At 63.9% G+C, this 20,735-nt stretch carries 18 protein-coding genes and 1 other RNA gene; 7 read left to right on the forward strand and 12 right to left on the reverse strand.

The genetic code is table 11. The annotated features are described in order from the left end of the window. From murD to P7F60_RS05850, 12 genes are all read right to left on the reverse strand, one after another. Nucleotides 1-1,413 carry a UDP-N-acetylmuramoyl-L-alanine--D-glutamate ligase gene (murD, locus tag P7F60_RS05795; RefSeq protein ID WP_277916767.1) on the reverse strand — a complete coding sequence of 471 codons (1,413 nt, stop codon included), beginning with the start codon at nucleotides 1,411-1,413 and terminating at the stop codon, nucleotides 1-3. Between the two features lie 8 nt (nucleotides 1,414-1,421). Next, nucleotides 1,422-2,522, reverse strand: coding sequence for a phospho-N-acetylmuramoyl-pentapeptide-transferase (mraY, locus tag P7F60_RS05800; RefSeq protein WP_277916768.1), 1,101 nt, complete (start codon nucleotides 2,520-2,522; stop codon nucleotides 1,422-1,424). Between the two features lie 23 nt (nucleotides 2,523-2,545). After that, nucleotides 2,546-3,985 carry a UDP-N-acetylmuramoylalanyl-D-glutamyl-2,6-diaminopimelate--D-alanyl-D-alanine ligase gene (locus P7F60_RS05805; protein WP_277916769.1) on the reverse strand — a complete coding sequence of 480 codons (1,440 nt, stop codon included), beginning with the start codon at nucleotides 3,983-3,985 and terminating at the stop codon, nucleotides 2,546-2,548. Next, complete coding sequence (locus tag P7F60_RS05810; RefSeq protein ID WP_277916770.1) at nucleotides 3,982-5,445, reverse strand: UDP-N-acetylmuramoyl-L-alanyl-D-glutamate--2,6-diaminopimelate ligase; 1,464 nt, start codon at nucleotides 5,443-5,445, stop codon at nucleotides 3,982-3,984. Before P7F60_RS05810 ends, P7F60_RS05805 begins: the two co-directional genes overlap by 4 nt. A 65-nt stretch (nucleotides 5,446-5,510) precedes the next feature. Further along, nucleotides 5,511-7,253 (reverse strand): penicillin-binding protein 2, encoded by a 1,743-nt coding sequence (locus tag P7F60_RS05815; protein WP_277916771.1) that lies wholly within the window; start codon nucleotides 7,251-7,253, stop codon nucleotides 5,511-5,513. Continuing rightward, nucleotides 7,253-7,669 carry a hypothetical protein gene (locus P7F60_RS05820; protein WP_277916772.1) on the reverse strand — a complete coding sequence of 139 codons (417 nt, stop codon included), beginning with the start codon at nucleotides 7,667-7,669 and terminating at the stop codon, nucleotides 7,253-7,255. The genes P7F60_RS05815 and P7F60_RS05820 overlap by 1 nt, the downstream gene beginning before the upstream one ends. A gap of 5 nt (nucleotides 7,670-7,674) precedes the next feature. Continuing rightward, on the reverse strand, nucleotides 7,675-8,703 hold the full coding sequence (gene rsmH / locus P7F60_RS05825) for a 16S rRNA (cytosine(1402)-N(4))-methyltransferase RsmH (protein WP_277916773.1): 1,029 nt from the start codon (nucleotides 8,701-8,703) through the stop codon (nucleotides 7,675-7,677). A 14-nt stretch (nucleotides 8,704-8,717) separates the two neighbouring features. Further along, the gene (mraZ, locus tag P7F60_RS05830) at nucleotides 8,718-9,161 is read right to left on the reverse strand and encodes a division/cell wall cluster transcriptional repressor MraZ (protein WP_277916774.1); all 444 of its coding nucleotides are present in this window, start codon (nucleotides 9,159-9,161) and stop codon (nucleotides 8,718-8,720) included. Nucleotides 9,162-9,556: 395 nt separating this feature from the next. Next, nucleotides 9,557-9,986, reverse strand: an RNA gene (gene rnpB / locus P7F60_RS05835) — RNase P RNA component class A. 51 nt (nucleotides 9,987-10,037) lie between these two features. Further along, the gene (locus tag P7F60_RS05840; protein WP_277916775.1) at nucleotides 10,038-11,228 is read right to left on the reverse strand and encodes an FAD-dependent oxidoreductase; all 1,191 of its coding nucleotides are present in this window, start codon (nucleotides 11,226-11,228) and stop codon (nucleotides 10,038-10,040) included. 12 nt (nucleotides 11,229-11,240) lie between these two features. Then, nucleotides 11,241-12,008: an N-acetylmuramoyl-L-alanine amidase gene (locus P7F60_RS05845; protein WP_277916776.1), complete on the reverse strand. Its 768-nt coding sequence runs from the start codon at nucleotides 12,006-12,008 to the stop codon at nucleotides 11,241-11,243. Further along, on the reverse strand, nucleotides 12,005-12,715 hold the full coding sequence (locus tag P7F60_RS05850; RefSeq protein ID WP_277916777.1) for a DnaJ family molecular chaperone: 711 nt from the start codon (nucleotides 12,713-12,715) through the stop codon (nucleotides 12,005-12,007). Before P7F60_RS05850 ends, P7F60_RS05845 begins: the two co-directional genes overlap by 4 nt. A 380-nt stretch (nucleotides 12,716-13,095) precedes the next feature. On the opposite strand from P7F60_RS05850, the gene P7F60_RS05855 reads away from it, so the two are divergent. From P7F60_RS05855 to P7F60_RS05885, 7 genes are all read left to right on the forward strand, one after another. Beyond that, nucleotides 13,096-14,307: a pyrophosphate--fructose-6-phosphate 1-phosphotransferase gene (locus tag P7F60_RS05855; RefSeq protein ID WP_277916778.1), complete on the forward strand. Its 1,212-nt coding sequence runs from the start codon at nucleotides 13,096-13,098 to the stop codon at nucleotides 14,305-14,307. 113 nt (nucleotides 14,308-14,420) lie between these two features. Then, entirely contained in the window at nucleotides 14,421-15,056 is a 636-nt protein-coding gene (locus tag P7F60_RS05860; RefSeq protein ID WP_277916779.1) for a hypothetical protein, read from the forward strand. 116 nt (nucleotides 15,057-15,172) lie between these two features. Continuing rightward, nucleotides 15,173-16,198, forward strand: a complete 1,026-nt coding sequence (locus P7F60_RS05865; protein WP_277916780.1) for a lytic transglycosylase domain-containing protein — start codon at nucleotides 15,173-15,175, stop codon at nucleotides 16,196-16,198. A 208-nt stretch (nucleotides 16,199-16,406) separates the two neighbouring features. Then, on the forward strand, nucleotides 16,407-17,657 hold the full coding sequence (locus P7F60_RS05870; RefSeq protein ID WP_277916781.1) for a DUF3419 family protein: 1,251 nt from the start codon (nucleotides 16,407-16,409) through the stop codon (nucleotides 17,655-17,657). After that, nucleotides 17,657-18,322 (forward strand): class I SAM-dependent methyltransferase, encoded by a 666-nt coding sequence (locus P7F60_RS05875; protein WP_277916782.1) that lies wholly within the window; start codon nucleotides 17,657-17,659, stop codon nucleotides 18,320-18,322. The genes P7F60_RS05870 and P7F60_RS05875 overlap by 1 nt, the downstream gene beginning before the upstream one ends. Nucleotides 18,323-18,432: 110 nt before the next feature. Then, nucleotides 18,433-19,215, forward strand: a complete 783-nt coding sequence (locus tag P7F60_RS05880) for a GH25 family lysozyme (protein ID WP_277916783.1) — start codon at nucleotides 18,433-18,435, stop codon at nucleotides 19,213-19,215. Between the two features lie 110 nt (nucleotides 19,216-19,325). Further along, nucleotides 19,326-20,516, forward strand: a complete 1,191-nt coding sequence (locus tag P7F60_RS05885) for a lytic murein transglycosylase (protein ID WP_347276854.1) — start codon at nucleotides 19,326-19,328, stop codon at nucleotides 20,514-20,516. Nucleotides 20,517-20,735: the final 219 nt, after the last annotated feature.

The following is a 20,735-nucleotide window of genomic DNA, read 5'->3' on the forward strand; positions in this document are numbered from 1 at the left end:
TCATTTGCCTCCGGATTCGGTGTCGATCAGCATGGTGATGCCGTCCAGCGCCTTGACGTGGCTGACGAAGGCATCGCCCCTGACCTCGAAATTCTTGTACTGGTCGAAGCTTGCGCAAGCCGGGGAGAGCATCACGGCGGATGCGCCCTTGGGATCGCCGGCTGCATCCGCCGCCGCATGGGCGACCGCGCGCTCCAGCGTGCCGGAGATCTCGTAAGGCACCGCCTGCCCCAGCGTCGCCGCGAACTCCGCCGCCGCCTCGCCGATCAGATAGGCCTTGACGATGCGCGGGAAGAAGCCGGTCAGCGTCGTGATGCCGCCGGCCTTGGGCAGGCCGCCGGCAATCCAGTAGATGCGCTCGTAGCTCGACAGAGCGGGGGCCGCCGCATCGGCATTGGTCGCCTTGGAATCGTTGACGAAGACGACTTCGCCACGCTTGCCGACCGGCTGCATGCGATGCTTGAGCCCCGGAAACGAGGCGAGCCCGGCGCGGATGTCCTCGGCCGAGATGCCGACCGCGAGGCAGGCGGCAATCGCCGCTGCCGCATTCTGGGCGTTGTGGCTGCCACGCAGCGTCTGGATACCGGCGAGATCGGCAATCTGCGACGTCGCGCCGGTCTCGGCACGGATGATACGGCTGCCCTCGGCATAGAGACCGTCGGCCAGCACCTGCCGCTGCGAAATGCGCACCACCTTCGTGCCCGCACGCTCGACGCGATCCGCGATCAGCGCGCAATAACTGTCGTCGACGCCGATGACGGCGATGCCGCTGCCGGCGACCAGCCGTTCCTTGACATCGGCGTAATGCTGCATCGTGCCGTGGCGGTCGAGATGGTCAGGGGTGAGGTTGAGCAGGATGCCGGCGGAAGGGTTCAGCGTCGGGGCGAGATCGATCTGGTAGGACGAGCATTCGACGACGAAATAGCGCTCGGCCTTGGGCGGATCGAGCGTCAGGATCGCCGTGCCGATATTGCCGCCAAGCTGGGTGTCGCGGCCGCTGGAGCGCAGGATGTGGGCGATCAGCGCCGTCGTCGTGGATTTACCGTTGGTGCCGGTAATCGCGATGAACGGGCAATCGGGCGCATGCGCCCGGCGCTCGCGCACGAACAGCTCGACATCGCCGATGACCTCGACGCCCGCCGCCTTGGCGAGGTCGACGGTCCAATGGGGTTTCGGATGGGTCAACGGCACGCCGGGCGACAGCACGAAGGCGGCGAGCTTGCTCCAGTCGATGCCGCGCAGATCGGCGGTCGCGATGCCTTCGGCCCCCGCCTTGGCGACGCTGTCGGGATTGTCGTCCCAGGCGGTCACCTCGGCACCGCCGGCGACCAGGGCTCTCGCCGTCGCCAGCCCCGAACCGCCGAGGCCGAAAAGCGCGACCTGCCTGCCCTTGAACGTCGTTACCGGGATCATTTTCGATCTTACCGCAGCTTGAGGGTCGAAAGGCCGACCATGGCGAGGCCGACGGCGATGATCCAGAAGCGGATCACCACCTGGCTTTCCGTCCAGCCCTTCTTTTCGAAATGATGGTGGATCGGCGCCATCAGGAAGACGCGCCGGCCGGTGAGCTTGAAGAAGCCGACCTGGATGATGACCGACAGGGTTTCCATGACGAACAAGCCGCCGATGATGACCATGACGATCTCATGCTTGGTGGCAACCGCGACCGAGCCGATCAGGCCGCCGAGCGCCAGCGAACCGGTATCGCCCATGAAGATGGCGGCGGGCGGCGCATTGAACCACAGGAAGCCGAGGCCCGCGCCGATGACCGCGCCAAGGATGACCGCGAGTTCGCCGGTGCCGGGCACGAAATTGATCTGCAGGTAACCGGCGAACACCGCATTGCCAGCGAGATAGGCGATGACGCCGAACGAGGCGGAGGCGATCATCACCGGCACGATGGCGAGACCGTCGAGGCCGTCGGTCAGGTTCACCGCATTGCCGGCGCCGACGATGACGAAGCCGCCGAAGATGACGAAGAACACGCCGAGATTGATGAACAGATCCTTGAAGAAGGGAAAGGCGACCGAGGTCGCGAAGCTCGCCCCATGCGCCGAACTCGACATCGACGTATGCATCATCGCGTAGACGGCAATGGCGGCGATCACGAACTCGATGCTGAGGCGTGCCTTGCCGGAAAAGCCCTTGTCGCTCTGCTTGGTGACCTTCAGATAGTCATCATAGAAACCGATGGCGCCGAAGCCGAGCGTCACCAGCAGCGTCGAGACGACGTAGACGCTGGAGAGATCGGCCCAGAGCAGCGACGAGCCGACGATGCCGGCGAGAATCATCAGCCCGCCCATGGTCGGCGTGCCCGCCTTCTTGAAATGCGTCTGCGGCCCATCGGCGCGGATCGGCTGGCCCTTGCCCTGGCGGATGCGCAGCGAAGCGATGATTCGCGGGCCGAACAGGAAGACAATGAAGGCGGAGGTAAAGAGGGCGGCTCCGGTGCGGAACGTGATGTACCTGAAAAGGTTGAAGATTTGAACGTGGTTCGCCAGTTCCACAAGCCAGATTAGCATAAAAGCCCTTTCTCACGCCCGTTTTAAGGTTGGGGCTGCGTGTCCAAGAATGCCGGATACTTGTCAAGCAGCGCGGCGACGATCTTGCCGAAGCCGATCCCGAGCGAGGATTTGACCATCAGCACATCGCCCGGCCCGACGGCCCGCACGACGAAATCCGCCAGATCCTCGGTCGCCAGCCGGTATTCGACGCTGATGGTCGGCGGCAGGGATTCGCGCAGATGCATCATCTCCGGCCCGGCGAGCCAGACATGCTCGATACCGCCCGCCAGCAGCGGCGATGCGAGATCGGCATGCACCTGCTCGGCGAATTCGCCCATTTCCAGCATGTCGCCGAGGATGGCGATGCGCCGCCCCTCGCCTTCCGGCTGCGCCGCCGACAGCAACGCGACCGCCGCCCGCATCGAGGCGGGATTGGCATTGTAGCTTTCGTCGATCAGCGTGAAGAAGCTGTCATGGCCGATGGCGAGCTTGTGGCGCTGGCCGCGCCCCTTGACCGGCTTCAGATCCTGCAGCGCAAGCGCCGCCTCGGCGAGATCGGCGCCGGCCAATTGCGCGGCGCCGAGCGCTGCCAAGGCATTCTCGGCAATGTGGCGGCCGGGAGCGCCGATGACGATTTCCATCGGCTCGCCGTCGAGGCTGGCCAATACCGTGGAGCCTTCCGCCGTGCCGTCGAAATCGGCAAGCTGGAAATCGGCTTTCGCGTGCTGTCCGAAGGAATGCACATGCGCGACGCCGGCCGCATGGGCGGCGGCTTCGAGGAAGTCGTATTGTTCGTTGTCGCGATTGAGGATGGCGTGCCCGTCCGGCTCGACGCCCTCGAAAATCTCCGCCTTGGCGGCGGCGATTTCCTCAAGACCGGAGAAATTGCCGAGATGGGCGGCGGCGATGGTGGTGACGATGGCGACATGCGGGCGCACCATCTTGACCAGCGGCCGGATTTCGCCGGGATGGTTCATGCCGATCTCGAAGACGCCGAAATCGGTATCGGCCGGCATGCGCGCCAGCGTCAGCGGCACGCCCCAGTGATTGTTGAACGAGGCGACGGCGGCATGGACCTTACCCGAGGGCTCCAGCACATGGCGCAGCATTTCCTTGGTGGTCGTCTTGCCGACCGAGCCGGTGACGGCGATGATTTTGGCCTGGCTGCGGGCGCGCGACGCCACGGCCAGACGCCGCAGCGCCTCCAGGACGTCGTTGACGACGATCATCGGCGTGGTCAGCAGGTGGCCGAGACCGGCAAGCCTGCCTTCGGCGACGACCAGCACCGTCGCGCCATTGGCGACGGCGAGGCCGGCGAAGGTGTGGCCATCCACCCGGTCACCCTTGATGGCGAAGAACGCGTCCCCCTTGGAGATCGAGCGGCTATCGATCGAGATGCCGGTAATACCCTGCGGCGGCATGCCGATCGGGCGGCCAGCCATCGCGGCGATCATCTCGTCGGTCGTCCAGAGCCAGGTCAATGCTTCATCTCCTCCAATGCCTTGCGCACTTCATGATGGTCGGAGAACGGCAGGGTCAGGGAGCCCACCGTCTGGCCTTCCTCATGCCCCTTGCCGGCCACGATCAGCGTATCGCCGCTGGAAAGCAGCGAGACGGCGTGGCGGATGGCGGCGGCGCGGTCACCGATTTCGGTCGCCGAAGGCGCGGCGGCCATGATTTCCGAGCGGATGACATCCGGCACTTCCGAGCGCGGATTGTCGTCGGTGACGATGACCACGTCGGCGAGCCGGCAGGCGATCTCGCCCATGATCGGACGCTTGCCCTTGTCGCGGTCGCCGCCGCAGCCGAAGACGACGATCACCCGGCCGGTGGTGAACGGCCGGACCGAGGTCAGCACGTTTTCCAGCGCATCCGGCTTGTGGGCATAATCGACATAGGCGAGCGCGCCGTCGCCGGTCTGCCCGACCAGTTCGAGGCGGCCCGAAGCTCCCTGCAACTTGCCGAGTGCCGCCATGGCAACGGCCGGCGCAACGCCCGTCGAAAGGGCAAGGCCGGCAGCCACCAGTGCATTGGCGATCTGGAAATCGCCGGCCAGCGGAATATGCACTTCATAGATCTCGCCGCCGTGATGCACCTCGGCCATCTGCTTGTGGCGGAAATGCTCAACGCGCTTCAAGGTCAGATAATCGCCCTTGCGGCCGACCGTGCGCACGTCGTGGCCGGCGGCGGTGGCGACGCGGATCGCCTCCTCGGACCACGGGTCGTCGGAGAAGATCACCGCCGGCGCGCCCTTGGGCAGCAGGTCGGTGAACAGCCGCATCTTCGCCGCCATATAGTCTTCCACCGTCGGGTGGTAATCCATGTGGTCGCGGCCGAGATTGGTGAAGGCGCCGGCGGCGAGACGCACGCCGTCGAGGCGCGACTGGTCGAGGCCGTGGCTGGAGGCTTCCATGGCGGCATGGGTGACGCCCTCGCCGGCCAGTTCCGCAAGCAGCCGGTGCAGCGATACCGGATCCGGCGTCGTCAACGCGCCGTAATCGTTGCGCTCCGGCGAAATCACGCCGGTCGTGCCGATCTGCGCGGCGGCAAGGCCGGCATGCGCCCAGATCTGGCGGGTGAAGGAGGCGACCGAGGTCTTGCCGGCCGTACCGGTAACGGCGACCATGATTTCCGGCTGCGCGCCAAAAAAGCGGGCGGCGGCCAGCGCCAGAAAGCGGCGCGGATCGGAGACGACCAGCACCGGCACCGTGACACCCTCGACCGGATGGCCGGAGACGACGGCGACCGCGCCGCGTGCAACGGCGTCGCCGACATAACGCGCGCCGTCCGCCTTGGTGCCGGCCAGCGCCACGAAGAGATTGCCGGGTTCGACCGCGCGGCTATCGGCCGTCAGGCCGGAGATGTCGAGGCTGCCCGCTTCGCCCGACAGGGAGGAATCGAGTTCCGGGAATGCCTGCCCGGCCAGATCGCTGAGTTTCATCGGCCTAACTGTTCTTTCCTTGCGCCCACGTACCCCACGCGAATCGCTGACTTATTCTTCTCCGCTCAATACGACTCCAGCAAGGCCGTGCCGTTGGCGCCGAATTGCGGCTCGACGCCGAGGATGGGGCCGGCCCGGCGGATGATGTCCCGCACCATCGGCGCTGCGGTGAACGAGGCGATGGTGCCGCCCTCGCCGGCATGGGGCTCGTCGCAGAAGGTCAGCACAATATATTGTGGATTGCGCATCGGGAAGGCGGCGAGGAAGGCGTTGAAGTTCAGCGAACTGCTGTAGCGGCCGTTGACGACCTTGTCGGCCGTGCCGGTCTTGCCGCCGACGTCGAAGCCCGGCACGCGGGCATTGCGGCCGGAACCGTTGACGCCGTTATATTCGAAGAGATAGCGCATGTCGGCGCTGGTCTTGTCCTTGATGACCGTCTGCGCCACCTCGTCGGCCTGTTCGCGGGTGCGCGGCAGGAAGGTCGGCTGGATCAGTCGGCCACCATTAATCAGCGCGGCACCTGCCACCGCCGTCTGCAGCGGCGTCGTCGAAACGCCGTGGCCGAAGGAAATGGTGATCGAGTTGATCTTCTTCCATTCGCGCGGCTGCGACGGCATCTTCACTTCCGGCAGTTCGGTCTGCATCTTGGTCAGCAGGCCCATCCTGGTCAGGAATTCCTTGTGCGCCTCGATGCCGACGACGTCGGCCATCTTGGCCGTGCCGATGTTGGAGGAATACTGGAAGATTTCCGGCACGCTGAGAACGCGGTGCTTGCCGTGGAAGTCCTTGATGGTGAAGCCGCCGATGCGGATCGGGAAACGGGCGTCGAAGCTATCGGAAAGCTTCACCTTGCCCGAATCGATCGCCATCGCGGTGGTGAAGGACTTGAAGGTCGAGCCCATCTCGAACGTGCCGTTCGACATGCGGTTCAGCCAGCCTTCGGCGGCCCCTTCCTGCGGGTTGTTCGGATCGAAATCCGGCGCCGAGGCCATGGCCAGCACTTCGCCGGTATTGGCGTCGAGCACCACGGCGCCCGCACCCTTGGACTTGTAGTTGACCACCGCATTAACGACGATCTCGCGCACGATCGCCTGCACGCGCAGGTCGATGGAAAGTTTCACCGGCTCCAGCGGCGTATCGCTGGTCATGCCGACGGCGGCGAGATCGGCAAGCCCCTGCGTGTCGATATAGCGTTCCATGCCAGCGACGCCGCGATTGTCGATATTGACGTAACCGACGACATGCGAGGCGGTCGGCCCGCCCGGATAGAAGCGGCGCTTTTCCGGCCTGAAACCGATGCCGGGAATGCCGAGCGCGAGAATCTGGCTCTGCTGCTTCGGCGTCAGCTGGCGGCGCAGCCATTGGAAATGCGATTTGGACGACAGCTTGCGATAGGTGCCCTTGACGTCGAGATCGGGCAGCACCGTCGCCAGCATTTCCACCGCCTCGTCGGGATCGACGATCTTGTGCGGCTCGGCGTAGAGCGAGACGGTGCGGATGTCGGTCGCCAGCACCTCGCCGTTGCGGTCGAGGATGTCCGGCCGCGAGGCCATGAAACGGTCGGCCGGCAGGATGCTGGAAACGACATCCGGCGAAGCGATACCGTATTGCACCAGCCGCCCGCCGATGACCACGTAGACCATGGAGAAACCGACCATGAGAATCGCCACGCGGCTGCGCGTCTGGCGGTTCTTCTTCTTCATCGTTCCCTGAAAGGCGGCTCCCTGTGGCCCACCGGCGCGGTTATGGCCGCCGGCGGAAAAGTGAGCCTTGCTCTTCAGCACCATGATCCGGGATAAAAAGGACATCAGGGCTTCACCGATCCAGTTACGATTTTATCAGCGGGTTTGCGGCCATTCTCGGCCGTCTTCTTTTGCTTGGCAGCCTTGCCGTCCTTGTCGCCCTTGTCGTCGGCGACTTCCACCGCCGGCAGTTCGTCGCGCAGCATCGGCAATTCGATGGGCTGGACGAGCTGGGTGGGATCGGTGGGGGCAAGCTTCAATTCGCCGTCATAGGTCTTGATCAGCTTTTCCAGGCGGTTAGGCTGGGTCAGCAGCGCCCAGTCCGCGCGCAACAGGTCGATCGTGTCCTTTTCCAGCTTGATCTCGGATTCGAGGCGCTTGACCTCTTCGAGCTTCAGCTCGGCGCGGTGCTTGATCGAATAGGTGACCGTCGCCGTGGCGGTCATGACGCCGATCAGGATGAAATCGAAGGTCTTCAGCATCGGTTTCAGCCTCCCAACTTTTCAAGACTGGCGAGATCGGGCAGATCGAAAATGGACATGTCGGCCTTTTCGGCCGGTGCCGCCGTGCGTTGCCCGACCCGCAGTTTTGCCGAACGGGCGCGCGGATTGAGCTCGGCTTCCGCCTCGCTTGCCGCCACCATGCCCTTGCCGACGGGGTCGAAGGTCGCGGCGCGCTCGACCGGCATCGGCATGTGGCGCGAGCCGCCGGCGCGGCCGGAACGATCGACGAAGAATTTCTTGACGATGCGGTCTTCCAGCGAATGGAAGGTGACGACGACCAGACGGCCGCCCGGCTTCAGCACCCGCTCCGCCGCAAGCAGCGCCTGCGCCAGCTCGCCCAACTCGTCGTTAACGAAGATGCGCAGCGCCTGGAAGACGCGCGTCGCGGGATGGATCTTGTCCTTGGCCTTGCGCGGCGTGACGATCTCGATCAGCCCGGCCAGATCGCGGGTAGTGCGGAAGGGTTCGTCGGCACGCTTTTTCTCGATGGCGCGCGCGATCCGCCCCGCCTGCTTCTCTTCACCGAGAAAACCGAAGATGCGGATGAGGTCAGAAACCTTGGCGCGATTGACGACATCGGCGGCCGAAACGCCGGACGCCGACATGCGCATGTCGAGCGGGCCGTTCTTCTGGAAAGAAAAGCCGCGATCGGCTTCGTCGATCTGCATCGAGGAGACGCCGATATCGAGAACGATACCGTCGAGGCCTTCAGCCGGCGCAAGCTCGCCAAGCCGCGAGAATTCGGAATGGACCAGCGACAGGCGGCCGTTGCTGGCTTGCACCAGCGCCCGGCCGCCTGCGATCGCCGTCGGATCGCGGTCGAGCGCGATCACGTTTGCCCCGGCTTCGAGGATGGCGGCGGTATAGCCGCCGGCCCCGAAGGTTCCGTCGAGGATCAGCTTGCCGGCCTGCGGCGCGAGCGCCTCGAGCACTTCCGCCAGCATGACCGGAATATGGCGAACCAGTCCGCCTTCGGCATCAGAATTCGTTCCTCCGCCAAGATTCGCCGTCATTCCGCATCCCCGTGTTACACCGTCGGACGCGTCCCTCTCAGTCTGCGTCCCTCTCGCGCCGCCGCCTGCACTTCCGCAAATGCGGGCGGATGCCATAGCTGAAAATGATCCGCCCGGCCCACGAAGGTCACTTCGGAGACGATCCCGGTAAAATCCCGGATGAAGTCCGTCACCATCATGCGCCCTTCGGAATCGAGCTTGATGAAGACCCCGCCCCCGTGGATGAGGAGCGACATCTCGTTCGCTTCCGGCGAGAAGGGATCTTCCGCCGCAATCTGCCGCTCGAACCGGTCGAGCAAATCCGGACCCCCGGCGCTGATCGCCGGAAACACGAAATCCTGGAAGCAGTAGAGCTCCTGGATATTCCGCTGAATCAAGACCGAACGAAATACCGAGGGCACGGAGACCCGGCCCTTGGCGTCGATCTTGCTGGTCACGTTGGAAAGGAAGCGGTTCATGATTCGATACAGCCGTTTCCCGTAAACGAAGGCGCCGCATCCGCCCCCGCGATATCGCCAGACTGGACGCGACCGGACCTGCGCCAAGGGTCTCATTCCCTTGGGCTTTTCCTTTCGGAAACCGTGCCGTCTGTATTTCCGGCCGGGTGTCAAATCGCATCTGAGCAATGTAGATTTGGGATACCATGGGACCATATGGGCGTCAATGGGAAGCGGCCGCGGGCGTCCCCGTAACCTGCATCGTTTATAAGCTGTTAAGTTTAATGAATCGTTATGAATCCGGGGATGGGCAACCCTGCCCGCACGGCATCAGACAGCCCACCGGGATAAAAATATCCCTGTTATTCCAGCATCTTGGCCGAAATATTCGTAACTTCGGAAATTCAACGGGGAAAATTGCCAGTTGGCCTGTAAGCCGGGTTCTGTATGGCTCCGGCTTTCACCGGAACGTGGCAGCCATTCCTCTGGGACAGGACTTGCGCCCTGCCTCTCGCAACCCACCCGGATGACGGGCCTGGAAACCGGCTGTGACGCGCGAACGCGCCCGTGTCATCCCTATTCGGTCTTGCTCCCGGTGGGGTTTACCGTGCCGCCGCTGTTGCCAGAGGCGCGGTGGGCTCTTACCCCACCCTTTCACCCTTACCCCGCCAGCTTTGCCGTCCGAAAACGGGACGGAAAAGCAGGCGGGGCGGTTTACTTTCTGTGGCACTTTCCCTGAGGTCGCCCTCGCCGGACGTTATCCGGCACCGTGTTTCCTTGGAGCCCGGACTTTCCTCACCCTACCGCCTTTCGGCATTGGTAAAGCGCGGCTGCCCGGCCAACTGGCAGCCGGTGCTTAAACGAGCGAGAGCCGAATTGCTACCGAAATATCGGGCCTCACCGGAATCGCGGTGAAAAATCGACGCCGGCATAGGCGGCATCGGTTACTCCGCCTTGAAGGATCGTCTCGGCGCCCAGCCGTCCGATCTCGTCCGAACTCTTCGCCGCCGCCCCGCAGCCGCCGGTGACCAGCGCGATGCGCGGCGAAGCCGAAAAGCCGATGGCCGGCAGCCCGGTCGGCGTGAAGCTCGTGACGCAGGAGCCGGTGGAAACCGAACGGATGGAAACGCCGTTCAAAAGCCCCTTCGCCACCCGCAGCAGGTGTGTCCTGGCGCTTTCGCGTCCCTCGCCGCGAAACCAGTCGCGCAGTTCAGCTTCGCTCTTCAGCTGGAGATCATGGGGATCGCCGCCGATCTTGAGATAGAACCGCCCGTCCGGATAGCGGATCGGCGGCAGCATGTAGATGGCGTCTTGCGGATCGTGCGGCGCGGTGATCAGTGACGGCATCGCCGCCAGCCGGGCCGCTTCCGCGGCATCCACCTCCATGAAGACGATGGTGCGGGCATAAACCGTCAGATCGACCGGCTGCGGCAAGAGGCTGTCGGCAATCGTGAATCCGCCCGCCGCCGCCAGAACCTTTTCGGCTGTGTAGCGCTCGCCCTCGGCGGTCATCACTTCGATGCCGTCGGCGCCGGGAAGAAGACGCACCGCCGTCTCGCGGATCAGCCGCGCGCCCGCCTTCTCCACCAGCCGCGACTGCGCCGCCACCAGGCGACGCGGGCTGATATGCCCGGCGCCTGCCGGCTCGAATACGCCTTCGCTGCCGGCTTCGACCGAGAAGAACGGAAACCGCTCCTTCAATCCCCCGTCGTCCAGCAGCATGGTCTCGACATCCAGAGACCCGGCGGCGGACAGCACATTGGCGATATAGTCATCGCCGTTCGCCCGCGCCGCACCGGCGACAAGGCAACCGACCTCGGAAAAGAAACCGATGCCGCTCTCCGCCTCGATATCGCGATACCGGGCGATGGAACGGTTGGCCAGCCGCGCCCAGACCGGGTTCGGATCGATGGTGCGGGTAATGCGGCCCTCGTCGTAATGGCTGGCGAAAACGCCGTCATGCGAACGCTTGTCCGCCGGCTCATCCGGACCGATGACGCCGACGCCATCGATCTCGCACGCCAGATATTTCGCCGCCGCGGCCCCCATCAGGCCGCGGCCGATCACCAGAACCTTGAAATCCGTCATCCTGACCTCCTTTCACACCCCGAAGCGCGGCAAGGCGGTGAGCAGCCGGTGCAGCGTGTCGATGGTCGAGACATCGGCGATGCCATCCACGCGCGCGGCGCGGAAGTGGCGTTGGAAGGCTTCGACGCAACCCGCCGTCTTCGCATCGTATTCGCCTGAAATTTCGACGCCGTAGCCATAAAGCGACAGCATGGATTGCAGCGCCTCGACCGGCTGGCCGCTATCGCCCTGCTGGAAGAAGCGCCCGCCGCCAAGCGCTGCCGGCTCCACCCAATGGCCGACGCCCTGCGCCGCCAGCCGATCCCATGGAAACTTTTCGCCCGGATCGACCTTTCGCACCGGCGCGACGTCGGAATGGCCAAGGATGCGCTCCGGTGCGATCCCCCGCCGCACCGCGATATCGCGGCAGAGCGCTATGACCGCAGCGATCTGCGCCTCCGGAAAATCCGGCAGGCCGCCGGGATGCCCGGCATTGGCGATCTCGATGCCGATGGAGAGCGAATTGATATCCACTTCGCCTGCCCAGAAACTCTTGCCGGCATGCCAGGCGCGGCGCGCCTCCGGCACCAACTGCAGCACGCGCCCGTCCTCATGCACGAAATAATGGCTGGAGACCTGGCTTTCGTCGCGACACAGCCAGTCGAGCGCGCCATCCGCCGTGCCCATGCCGGTATAATGGAGAAGGATCATGTCCGGCAGGCGGCCATCCGCCCGCTCGCCATGATTGGGGGACGGCTGCACCATGGTCGCCGCATAATCGGGCAGGAATGCGGATGTCATGCGGCGCGGCGCTCTTTCTCGATAGCCTCATAGGCCGCATTCAGCGTCGCCATGCGATTGTTGGCGATGGCGTGGAATTCCTCCGGCATGCCGCGCGCCGTCAGCATGTCGGGATGGTGCTCGGTGACCAGCACGCGGTATCGCTTGCGGATGGTGGCAAAATCGTCGGAACGATTGACGCCGAGCACCACATAGGGATCGATACCGTCGCGATGTACATGCCGCGCCGTTATCGTCTCGAAATGGCTTTCGCTGATGCCGAAGATTTCAGCGACGCGCCAGATGAAGGCCAGTTCCTTCTCGTGGATCGCACCATCTGCCTTGGCAATGTGGAACAGTCCGTCGACCACATCTTCCAGTACGGGGCAATTGGCCGCGCAGGTGCTGCACAGGCCGGCGAGTTTTTCGGCATAGGCCTCGTATCCCGCCACATCCTGGCGGGCGAGGTTATAGAGTCGGGCGACGTTCTTGGCCTGGTCGGGCGGATAGTCGAAGATCTCGCGGAAGGCATCGACCTCCGCTTCGGACACCACGCCGTCCGCCTTGGCCATCTTGGCCGAGAGCGCGATGACGGCAACCGAGAACGCCACCTTGCGGCGCGTTTCCGGATCGCCCTCGAACACCGTGCGGATTGCTTCGATAACGGCTGACAAGGCATTGCTGGCGGTGTCAGCGACCGCGCCCAGCAGTTTTTCCCAAAATGACATCTTGAGTCCGCGGATACAACAGAAGTGCAAGCTCACCAAAAACCACGCGGAAAAGCAAGTCAGCCTATGGACGCAGACCGTGTCACAGGTCACAGCGTCCCGATCGGCGACGGGATCCCGCGCCTTCCATCCGCAGTTTCGATCATCCTCTGTAGACGAAAATTTCGACGGAAACACGGCCAAGTCGCAGTCCGTGCCGCAGGTTTTCCCCCATGCCGTTTTTGCCGGCCGGCGCACCTGACCCGGTTAGCAGCCGGACGGCGCGCAAACCACGTGAAAAGGTCGAGGATTTCCACAAAACTTCACTTTACACCGAGGTCCGGCTGTCGCATCCATGCCTTGACGGAATGACGGCGCGACAGGCGCCGAAGGAGGAACCGATGGTGAAACACAAAGTTGCAATGCTGACCGCCGGCGGTCTCGCCCCCTGCCTGTCCTCGGCGGTCGGCGGACTGATCGAGCGCTACAGCGACATCGCCCCCGAAATCGACCTGATCGCCTATCGCTCCGGCTACCAGGGCGTGCTGCTCGGCGACAGCATCGCCATCACCCGGCAGATGCGCGAAAAGGCGCCATTGTTGCATCGTTACGGCGGCTCGCCGATCGGAAACAGCCGCGTCAAGCTGACCAATGCCGCCGACTGCGCCAAGCGTGGCCTCGTCAAGGACGGCGAAAACCCGCTGAAGGTGGCCGCCGAGCGGCTGGCCGCCGACGGCGTCACCATTCTCCACACCATCGGCGGTGACGACACCAACACCACCGCCGCCGATCTCGCCGCCTATCTCGGCGCCAACGGCTACGAGCTGACGGTTGTCGGCCTGCCGAAGACGGTCGACAACGACGTCGTGCCGATCCGCCAGTCGCTCGGCGCCTGGACCGCCGCCGAATACGGCGCGGCGTTTTTCGACAATGTTTCCAACGAGCAGAGTGCTGCACCCCGCACCCTCGTCGTGCATGAAGTCATGGGCCGCCATTCCGGCTGGCTGACGGCGGCGACCGCCAGGGCCTATGTCGATCGTATCAGCCACAACGAATACGTCGACGGCATGCTGATGGACCGCACGCTGAAGACCATCCAGGGCGTCTACCTGCCGGAAATGGCCTTCGACCTGCAGGCCGAGGCCGCCCGGCTGAAGGAGAAGATGGACCGCAACGGCTTCGTCTCGATCTTCGTTTCGGAAGGCGCCTGCCTCGACGCCATCGTTTCCGAGCGGGAAGCGGCCGGCGAAACCGTCAAGCGCGATGCTTTCGGCCATGTGAAGATCGACACGATCAATGTCGGCAACTGGTTCTCCAAGCAGTTCGCCGCCCTCCTCGGCGCCGAGCGCGCCATGGTGCAGAAATCCGGCTATTACGCCCGCTCCGCCCCGGCCAATGCCGACGACCTGCGCCTGATCCACAGCATGGTCGATCTCGCCGTCGAAAGCGCGCTCGCTGGCGTTTCCGGCGTGACCGGCCATGACGAGGGACAGGGCGGCAAGCTGCGCTGCATCGAATTCCCGCGCATCAAGGGCGGCAAGCACTTCGATCTCTCGGCGAAATGGTTCGGCGCGCTGATGGATGGAATCGGCCAGAAATATCAGGCCGCCTGATTGACGAAGCGCGGCGGCCGTGGCTTCCTTGAAAGCATGTCCGGAAAGGGTTGAAACCGGTTTTTTCCATTCGGAAATCGGATACACTCTGAAAGGACCACCGGGAGGAATCGATGCCGATTGAATTCTGGGTGATGTTCGCCTTGGGCGCCGCCATTCTCCAGCTTCTGCCGGGGGCGGGAAAACGTTGCCTGCTCTCCTATGCCCGCAGCGGCCGGCCGCTGCGCACGCTCGCCGCTGCCATTGCCGTCACGTTGTCGGCGACGGCGGTCATGGGCGTAATGCTGGTCGTCATCGGTTTCGTCATGTCGTCCTCGGCGCTGCTGGCCGCCGTCATCGGCGGCTTCGGTCTTTCCGTTCTGCTCGTCGGCGCGATGATCGCATGGCGCGTCAAGGGCATGACCGGGCTGATCGCCGACAACGACAACCTCTCCGAAACCAAGCCATTGCAAACATTCGGAAAAATCGCGTTCGACAACGCAACCGACCGTTGGCAGGCCCTGCTTTCGGCAGCCCTTGCCAGCCAGTTTGTATCGTCCAATGGAACGATTTTTTCTCAAGCCCTTGTTTTAACTATGACTTTTTTTGCGATCTCGCTCGCTTTGTCGTTCTTGTACGTTTTGGCGCCAAACTGGATGCTGATGCGGCTACGCCGTCTGGAATCGCGGAAAATCAAAGGCCGCGCGCGGGGTTGTCTGCGCGTTAGCACCGGCATCGTCACCGTCGGCTATCGCCGGCTGGCAGCCTGAGTGGCTTGCTCCAAACTTGCGGCTCGCTCACGAATACGTTAATGGGTGCAAAAAGGCGTTAACAGTGTCCCCTGATTTTTTGCGTGGCGGGCGCCAGAACTCACGAGAGTGACTCTATGGTAGCGATCGGATATTCCACCCTGAAACGCAATTCGGCCTTCGGCGTCGTCATGACGGTCGCACTCGCCGGATGCACCAGCGTCGAATACACTCCGCAGCATCAACTGACCGCCGCGCATGGTGCCGTTCCGGCCGCCAAGCCGCAGGCAACGCAGGTCGGTTACGCTGCATCCCATACCCAGGCCGCCGGTACGGTAGCGACCGCCCAGGCCGCCTCCGGCACCGCCGCGCAGGCCATGCCGACGACGGTGGCGGCTAAGACCTCGCGCGTCGTGCCGCAGGCGGAGACGGCCCAGGCCCGCATGATGCAGACCGCCGAAGGCCAGACGGCGCTTGCCCCCACCACGAACGCCGCCCCGGCGGCAAGTGCGGCCATTGCCGCTGTCGCGCCGCAGAGCGGCGCCCAGGCGATGTCCGTCGCCTATGCGGAAATGCCGCTGACCGACGAAGTCACCGCCATTCAGTCGGTCGTCCCGACCAAGCGCCCGGATCGCCCCTTTGGCGCCGATGCCGGCCCGCAACTCGCCTATGCCGCCATGCCGTCGCGCACGCAGGCGCGCGCCGCCACATCGCTGGCGATGATGGATTTCGACACCCGGCCGATGAGCGAGATCGAAAGCCGCATGGCGCCGACCGATGACGAAGCGGAAGCCCCCAAGGGCGGCCCGCGCGTCAACGACAGCATGATGAAGAAGCTGATTTCCAAATACGCTTCCCTCTACCAGGTGCCGGAAGCGCTGGTTCACCGCGTCGTGCGCCGCGAAAGCACCTACAATCCCCGCGCCTATGCCCATGGCAATTACGGCCTGATGCAGATCCGCTACAACACCGCAAAGTCGATGGGCTACAGCGGCCCGGCCTCCGGCCTGTTCGACGCCGAGACCAACCTGAAATACGCGGTCAAGTACCTGCGCGGCGCCTGGATTACCGCCGACAACAATCATGACAATGCCGTGCGCCTCTATGCCAGCGGTTATTATTACACCGCCAAGCGCAAGGGTCTGCTGAACCAGGTCCAGTAAAAACGCGCAATTCCATACGCAGCACGTCTCCAGGCCGGCCGCAAGCGCCGGCCTTTTTCGTGGGCTGTCGTGCAGGCTGTCACGAAGCCGGCGGGAACGACGCCGGAACCCCTGTTTCCTTGGCTTTCCCGTCATCCCCCGCCGGCGTCATCGCTCTGTAGCAGAAGCAGTTTACAGGCAGGCTGACCTATACGGAGGCCCGATCCCCATGAGCGAATTCGCCCACGATGCCGGTTTCAACACCAATCACCGCCTGAAGGATGCCCTGCTGCAACATCGCACGCTTTCAAGGGAAGGCCTGTCGGAACGGTTGTTCGGACTGCTGTTCTCCGGCCTCGTCTACCCGCAGATCTGGGAGGATCCCGACGTGGACATGGCGGCGATGGAACTCGGTGCCGGCCACCGCATGGTCACCATCGCGTCCGGCGGCTGCAATATGCTCGCCTATCTCAGCCGCCACCCGGCCCGCATCGATGTCGTCGACCTCAATCCGCATCACGTCGCGCTCAACCGGCTAAAACTCGCCGCCTTCCGTTTCCTCCCGACCCACGGCGATGTCGTGCGTCAGTTCGGCATGGAAAACATCGCCAGCAACAGCCGCGCCTATGATACCTTCATCGCGCCGAAGCTCGACGTCGCCACCCGCCGCTACTGGAATGGCCGCACCAACGCCTTCGGCCGTCGCCGCATCGACGTCTTCGACCGCAACATCTACAAGACCGGCCTGCTCGGCCGCTTCATCGGCGCCGGCCATCTCGTCGCCCGCCTCTATGGCGTGCGCCTCTCGGAGATGATCGAGACGCGCTCGCTGCGCGAGCAGCGCCATTTCTTCGAGACCCGTGTCGCGCCGCTGTTCGACAAGCCGGCGATCCGCTGGCTCACCAGCCGCAAGAGCTCGCTGTTCGGTCTTGGTATTCCGCCGCAGCAGTTCGACGAGCTCGCCTCGCTCTCGGATGGCAAATCCCTTGCCCCGGTGCTGAAGGCCCGGCTTGAGAAGCTGAGCTGCCATTTTCCGCTGCGCGACAATTACTTCGCCTGGCAGGCCTATGCGCGGCGCTACCCGACCGGCGCGGAAGGCGCTCTGCCGACCTATCTCAAGCTCGAGCATTACGACGCCATCCGCGCCAATGCCGAGCGCGTCGAGGTGCACCATGCCGGCTTCACCGAGCTTCTGGCGCAAAAGCCTGCCGAGAGCGTCGACCGTTTCGTACTGCTCGACGCCCAGGACTGGATGACGGACGGGCAGATCAACGCCCTGTGGAGCGAGATCAGCCGCGCTGCCGCTCCCGGCGCGCGCGTCATTTTCCGCACCGCCGCCGAAAAGAGCGTCATCGAAGGCCGCCTGTCGCAGGCGCTACGCGAGCGCTGGACCTATCTCGCCGAGCGTTCGGCCGAGCTGAACCTGCGCGACCGCTCCGCCATCTATGGCGGCTTCCATATCTACGAGAAGACCGCCTGATGACGCGCACGGACGCCCATGCGCTGAACATGGACCGGATGTATCGCTACCAGCGCCACATCTACGACCTGACCCGCAAATATTACCTGCTCGGCCGCGACGGCACGATCCGCCGCCTGGCGCCGCCGGCCGGGGGTACGGTGCTGGAAGTCGGCTGCGGCACTGGCCGCAACCTGCTTCTGGCCGCCCGTGCCTTCCCGCAGGCGCGGCTGTTCGGCCTCGATATTTCCGCACAGATGCTGGCGACCGCACGGCGCAATTTTTCCGGCAGCGTAACGACGCCGGACCTGCGTGTCGCGGATGCCTGCGACTTCCGCGCCACAGATTTCGGGCAAGACGGTTTCGACCGGGTGCTGATCTCCTATGCCCTGTCGATGATCCCCGACTGGCCGTCGGCGATCGACTGCGCGCTGGCTGCGCTGAAACCCGGCGGCTCGCTGCATGTGGTCGATTTCGGCCAGCAGGAAGGCCTGCCTGGCTGGTTTGGCGCCGGCCTCAAGGCGTGGCTCAGGCGCTTCCATGTCACGCCGCGGGCCGACCTCAACGCTGTGCTGGCCGAGCGCGCCCGCTGCTGGAACGGCCGGCTGGAAATCGAAAGCATCGGCGGCGGTTACGCCTGGCGGGCCATAATTCGCCTTCCGGCGGCTTATGGGCCTTGCAACTAACCGAATTTTTACGTTGTTATGGTGAAGAAGAGGTTCACGCCTCTGGGGACATCGAATCACGGAACCGTTCAGTGGGCGCCAACCATCATGCCATGCTCTGTGGGATGCTCATGCGACGGCTTGTTCTAGCGTTTTTCCCCCTCGCCCTCCTGCTTGCCGGCTGCACGTCGTCGAGCTACGACCTCATCGAAACAGCGGCGATCTCGCCGAAATTCCAGGACAAGGATCCGCAGGATTTCGGCCCGAAGCATCCTCACAAGCACCCCATACACGGTATCGACGTCTCCAAATGGCAGGGCGATATCGAATGGGAAAAGGTGAAGGCATCGGGCGTCTCCTTCGCCTTCATCAAGGCGACCGAAGGCAAGGACCGGCTCGACCCGAAGTTTCATGAGTACTGGCAGCGCGCAGGCGCTGTCGGCATTCCTTATGCGCCCTATCACTTCTATTATTTCTGTTCCACGGCCGACGAGCAGGCCGACTGGTTCATCCGCAACGTGCCCAAGGCGGCGACGCGCCTGCCGCCGGTGCTGGACGTCGAATGGAACGGCGAGTCCAAGACCTGCACCACCCGTCCCGACCCTTCGACGGTGCGCAGCGAAATCAAGCGCTTCATGGATCGGCTGGAGGCCTATTACGGCAAGCGGCCGATCATCTACACCTCGGTCGACTTCCACCGCGACAATCTCGTCGGTTATTTCAGCGATTATTACTTCTGGGTTCGTTCCGTCGCAGCCCACCCGGAAAAAACCTATGCCGATCGCCGCTGGGCCTTCTGGCAATATACCTCGACGGCGGAGGTGCCCGGAATCAAGGGCAATACCGACATCAACGTCTTCGTCGGCTCGGTGAAGAACTGGAAGAAGTGGCTGGCCTCGGTCACCGCCTCCTGACCGGTTTTCCGTCCGCACCACGTTAAAACACCGCCATCGCCGGCCGGTTTCTTGCTTCCGTCACAATGTTCTGAAAAGCCGGCACACGAAAACAACAAAAGGATTGTCGCATGAATTCTCGTCTCGTCCGCCGTTTCGGTCTCGCGCTCGCTCTCGGAACGCTTCTGGCCTCGACAGCCTCGGCCGAACAATGCGGCGGCGATCTCTCCGCCTTCCTGGCCGGCGTCAAGGCGGAAGCCATCGCCAAGGGCCTGTCCGCCGAAGCCGCCGACAAGGCGCTGGCCGGCGCACAGATCGACCAGAAGGTCTTGTCGCGCGACCGCGCCCAGGGCGTCTTTCGCCAGACCTTCACCGAATTCTCCCAGCGTACAGTCTCCAAGGCGCGCCTTGATCTCGGCGCCAAGAAGATCAAGGAATATGCCTCGGTCTTTAAGCGCGCCGAGGACGAATTCGGCGTACCCGCCGGCGTCATCACCGCCTTCTGGGCGATGGAAACCGATTTCGGCGCCGTGCAGGGCGATTTCAACACCCGCAACGCGCTGGTGACCCTTTCGCATGATTGCCGCCGCCCGGAACTGTTCCGGCCGCAGCTCATCGCCCTGATCGAGATGGTGCAGCGCGGCGACCTCGACCCGCAGACCAATACCGGCGCCTGGGCCGGCGAGATCGGCCAGGTGCAGATGCTGCCCAAGGACATCATCGCCTTCGGCGTCGATGGCGACGGTGACGGCCACGAGAGCCTGAAGACCAGCGCGCCGGACGCGATCATGACCGCCGCCAAGTTCATCCAGCATCTCGGCTTCAAGCGCGGCGAGCCGTGGATCCAGGAAGTGACGCTGCCGAAGGAATTGCCCTTCGAGAAATCCGGCCTCGGCGGCACGATGACCGCAGGCGAATGGTTCGCGCTCGGCGTCAAGCCGCGCGACGGCAATACCCGTTTCTCGTCTCTGGCCGCCTCGCTGGTGCTGCCGCAAGGCCGCAACGGCCCGGCCTTCATCGCCTATCCGAACTTCAACATCTATCTGGAATGGAACAAGTCGTTCATCTACACGACCTCCGCAGCCTATTTCGCCACGCGCCTGATGGGCGCCGAGCCCTATCTCAAGGGAAGCCCGGAGCAGGGCCTCAGCGCCGACGACATGAAGGGCCTACAGACCAAGCTGCAGCAGCGCGGCCATGATGTCGGTGAAATCGACGGAATCCTCGGGTCCGGCACACGCGTCGCCATCCAGAAGGAACAGCAACGCCTCGGCATGGCCGCCGACGGCTGGGCGACACCGGCGCTGCTCAACGCGCTTTGAACGGCGCAGCCGCGTAATCCGAAGTGGGGGCAATCACATTTGCCCTCATCCGGCCTGCCACCTTCTCCTTGGCTGCGGGGCGAAGGGCTATGCTGTGCCGTTCTCACAAATCGGTGACCCATTGCGGGGCAAATCCCGACTGCCCCGCCAAAGCTGGACAAAGCTTTGTCTCCATAACAAGAATCGGGTGGCTCTCCATCGGCCGACATCCTAAGCACG

It is taken from the genome of Rhizobium sp. YJ-22 (assembly GCF_029601685.1).
Taxonomy (GTDB): domain Bacteria; phylum Pseudomonadota; class Alphaproteobacteria; order Rhizobiales; family Rhizobiaceae; genus Metarhizobium.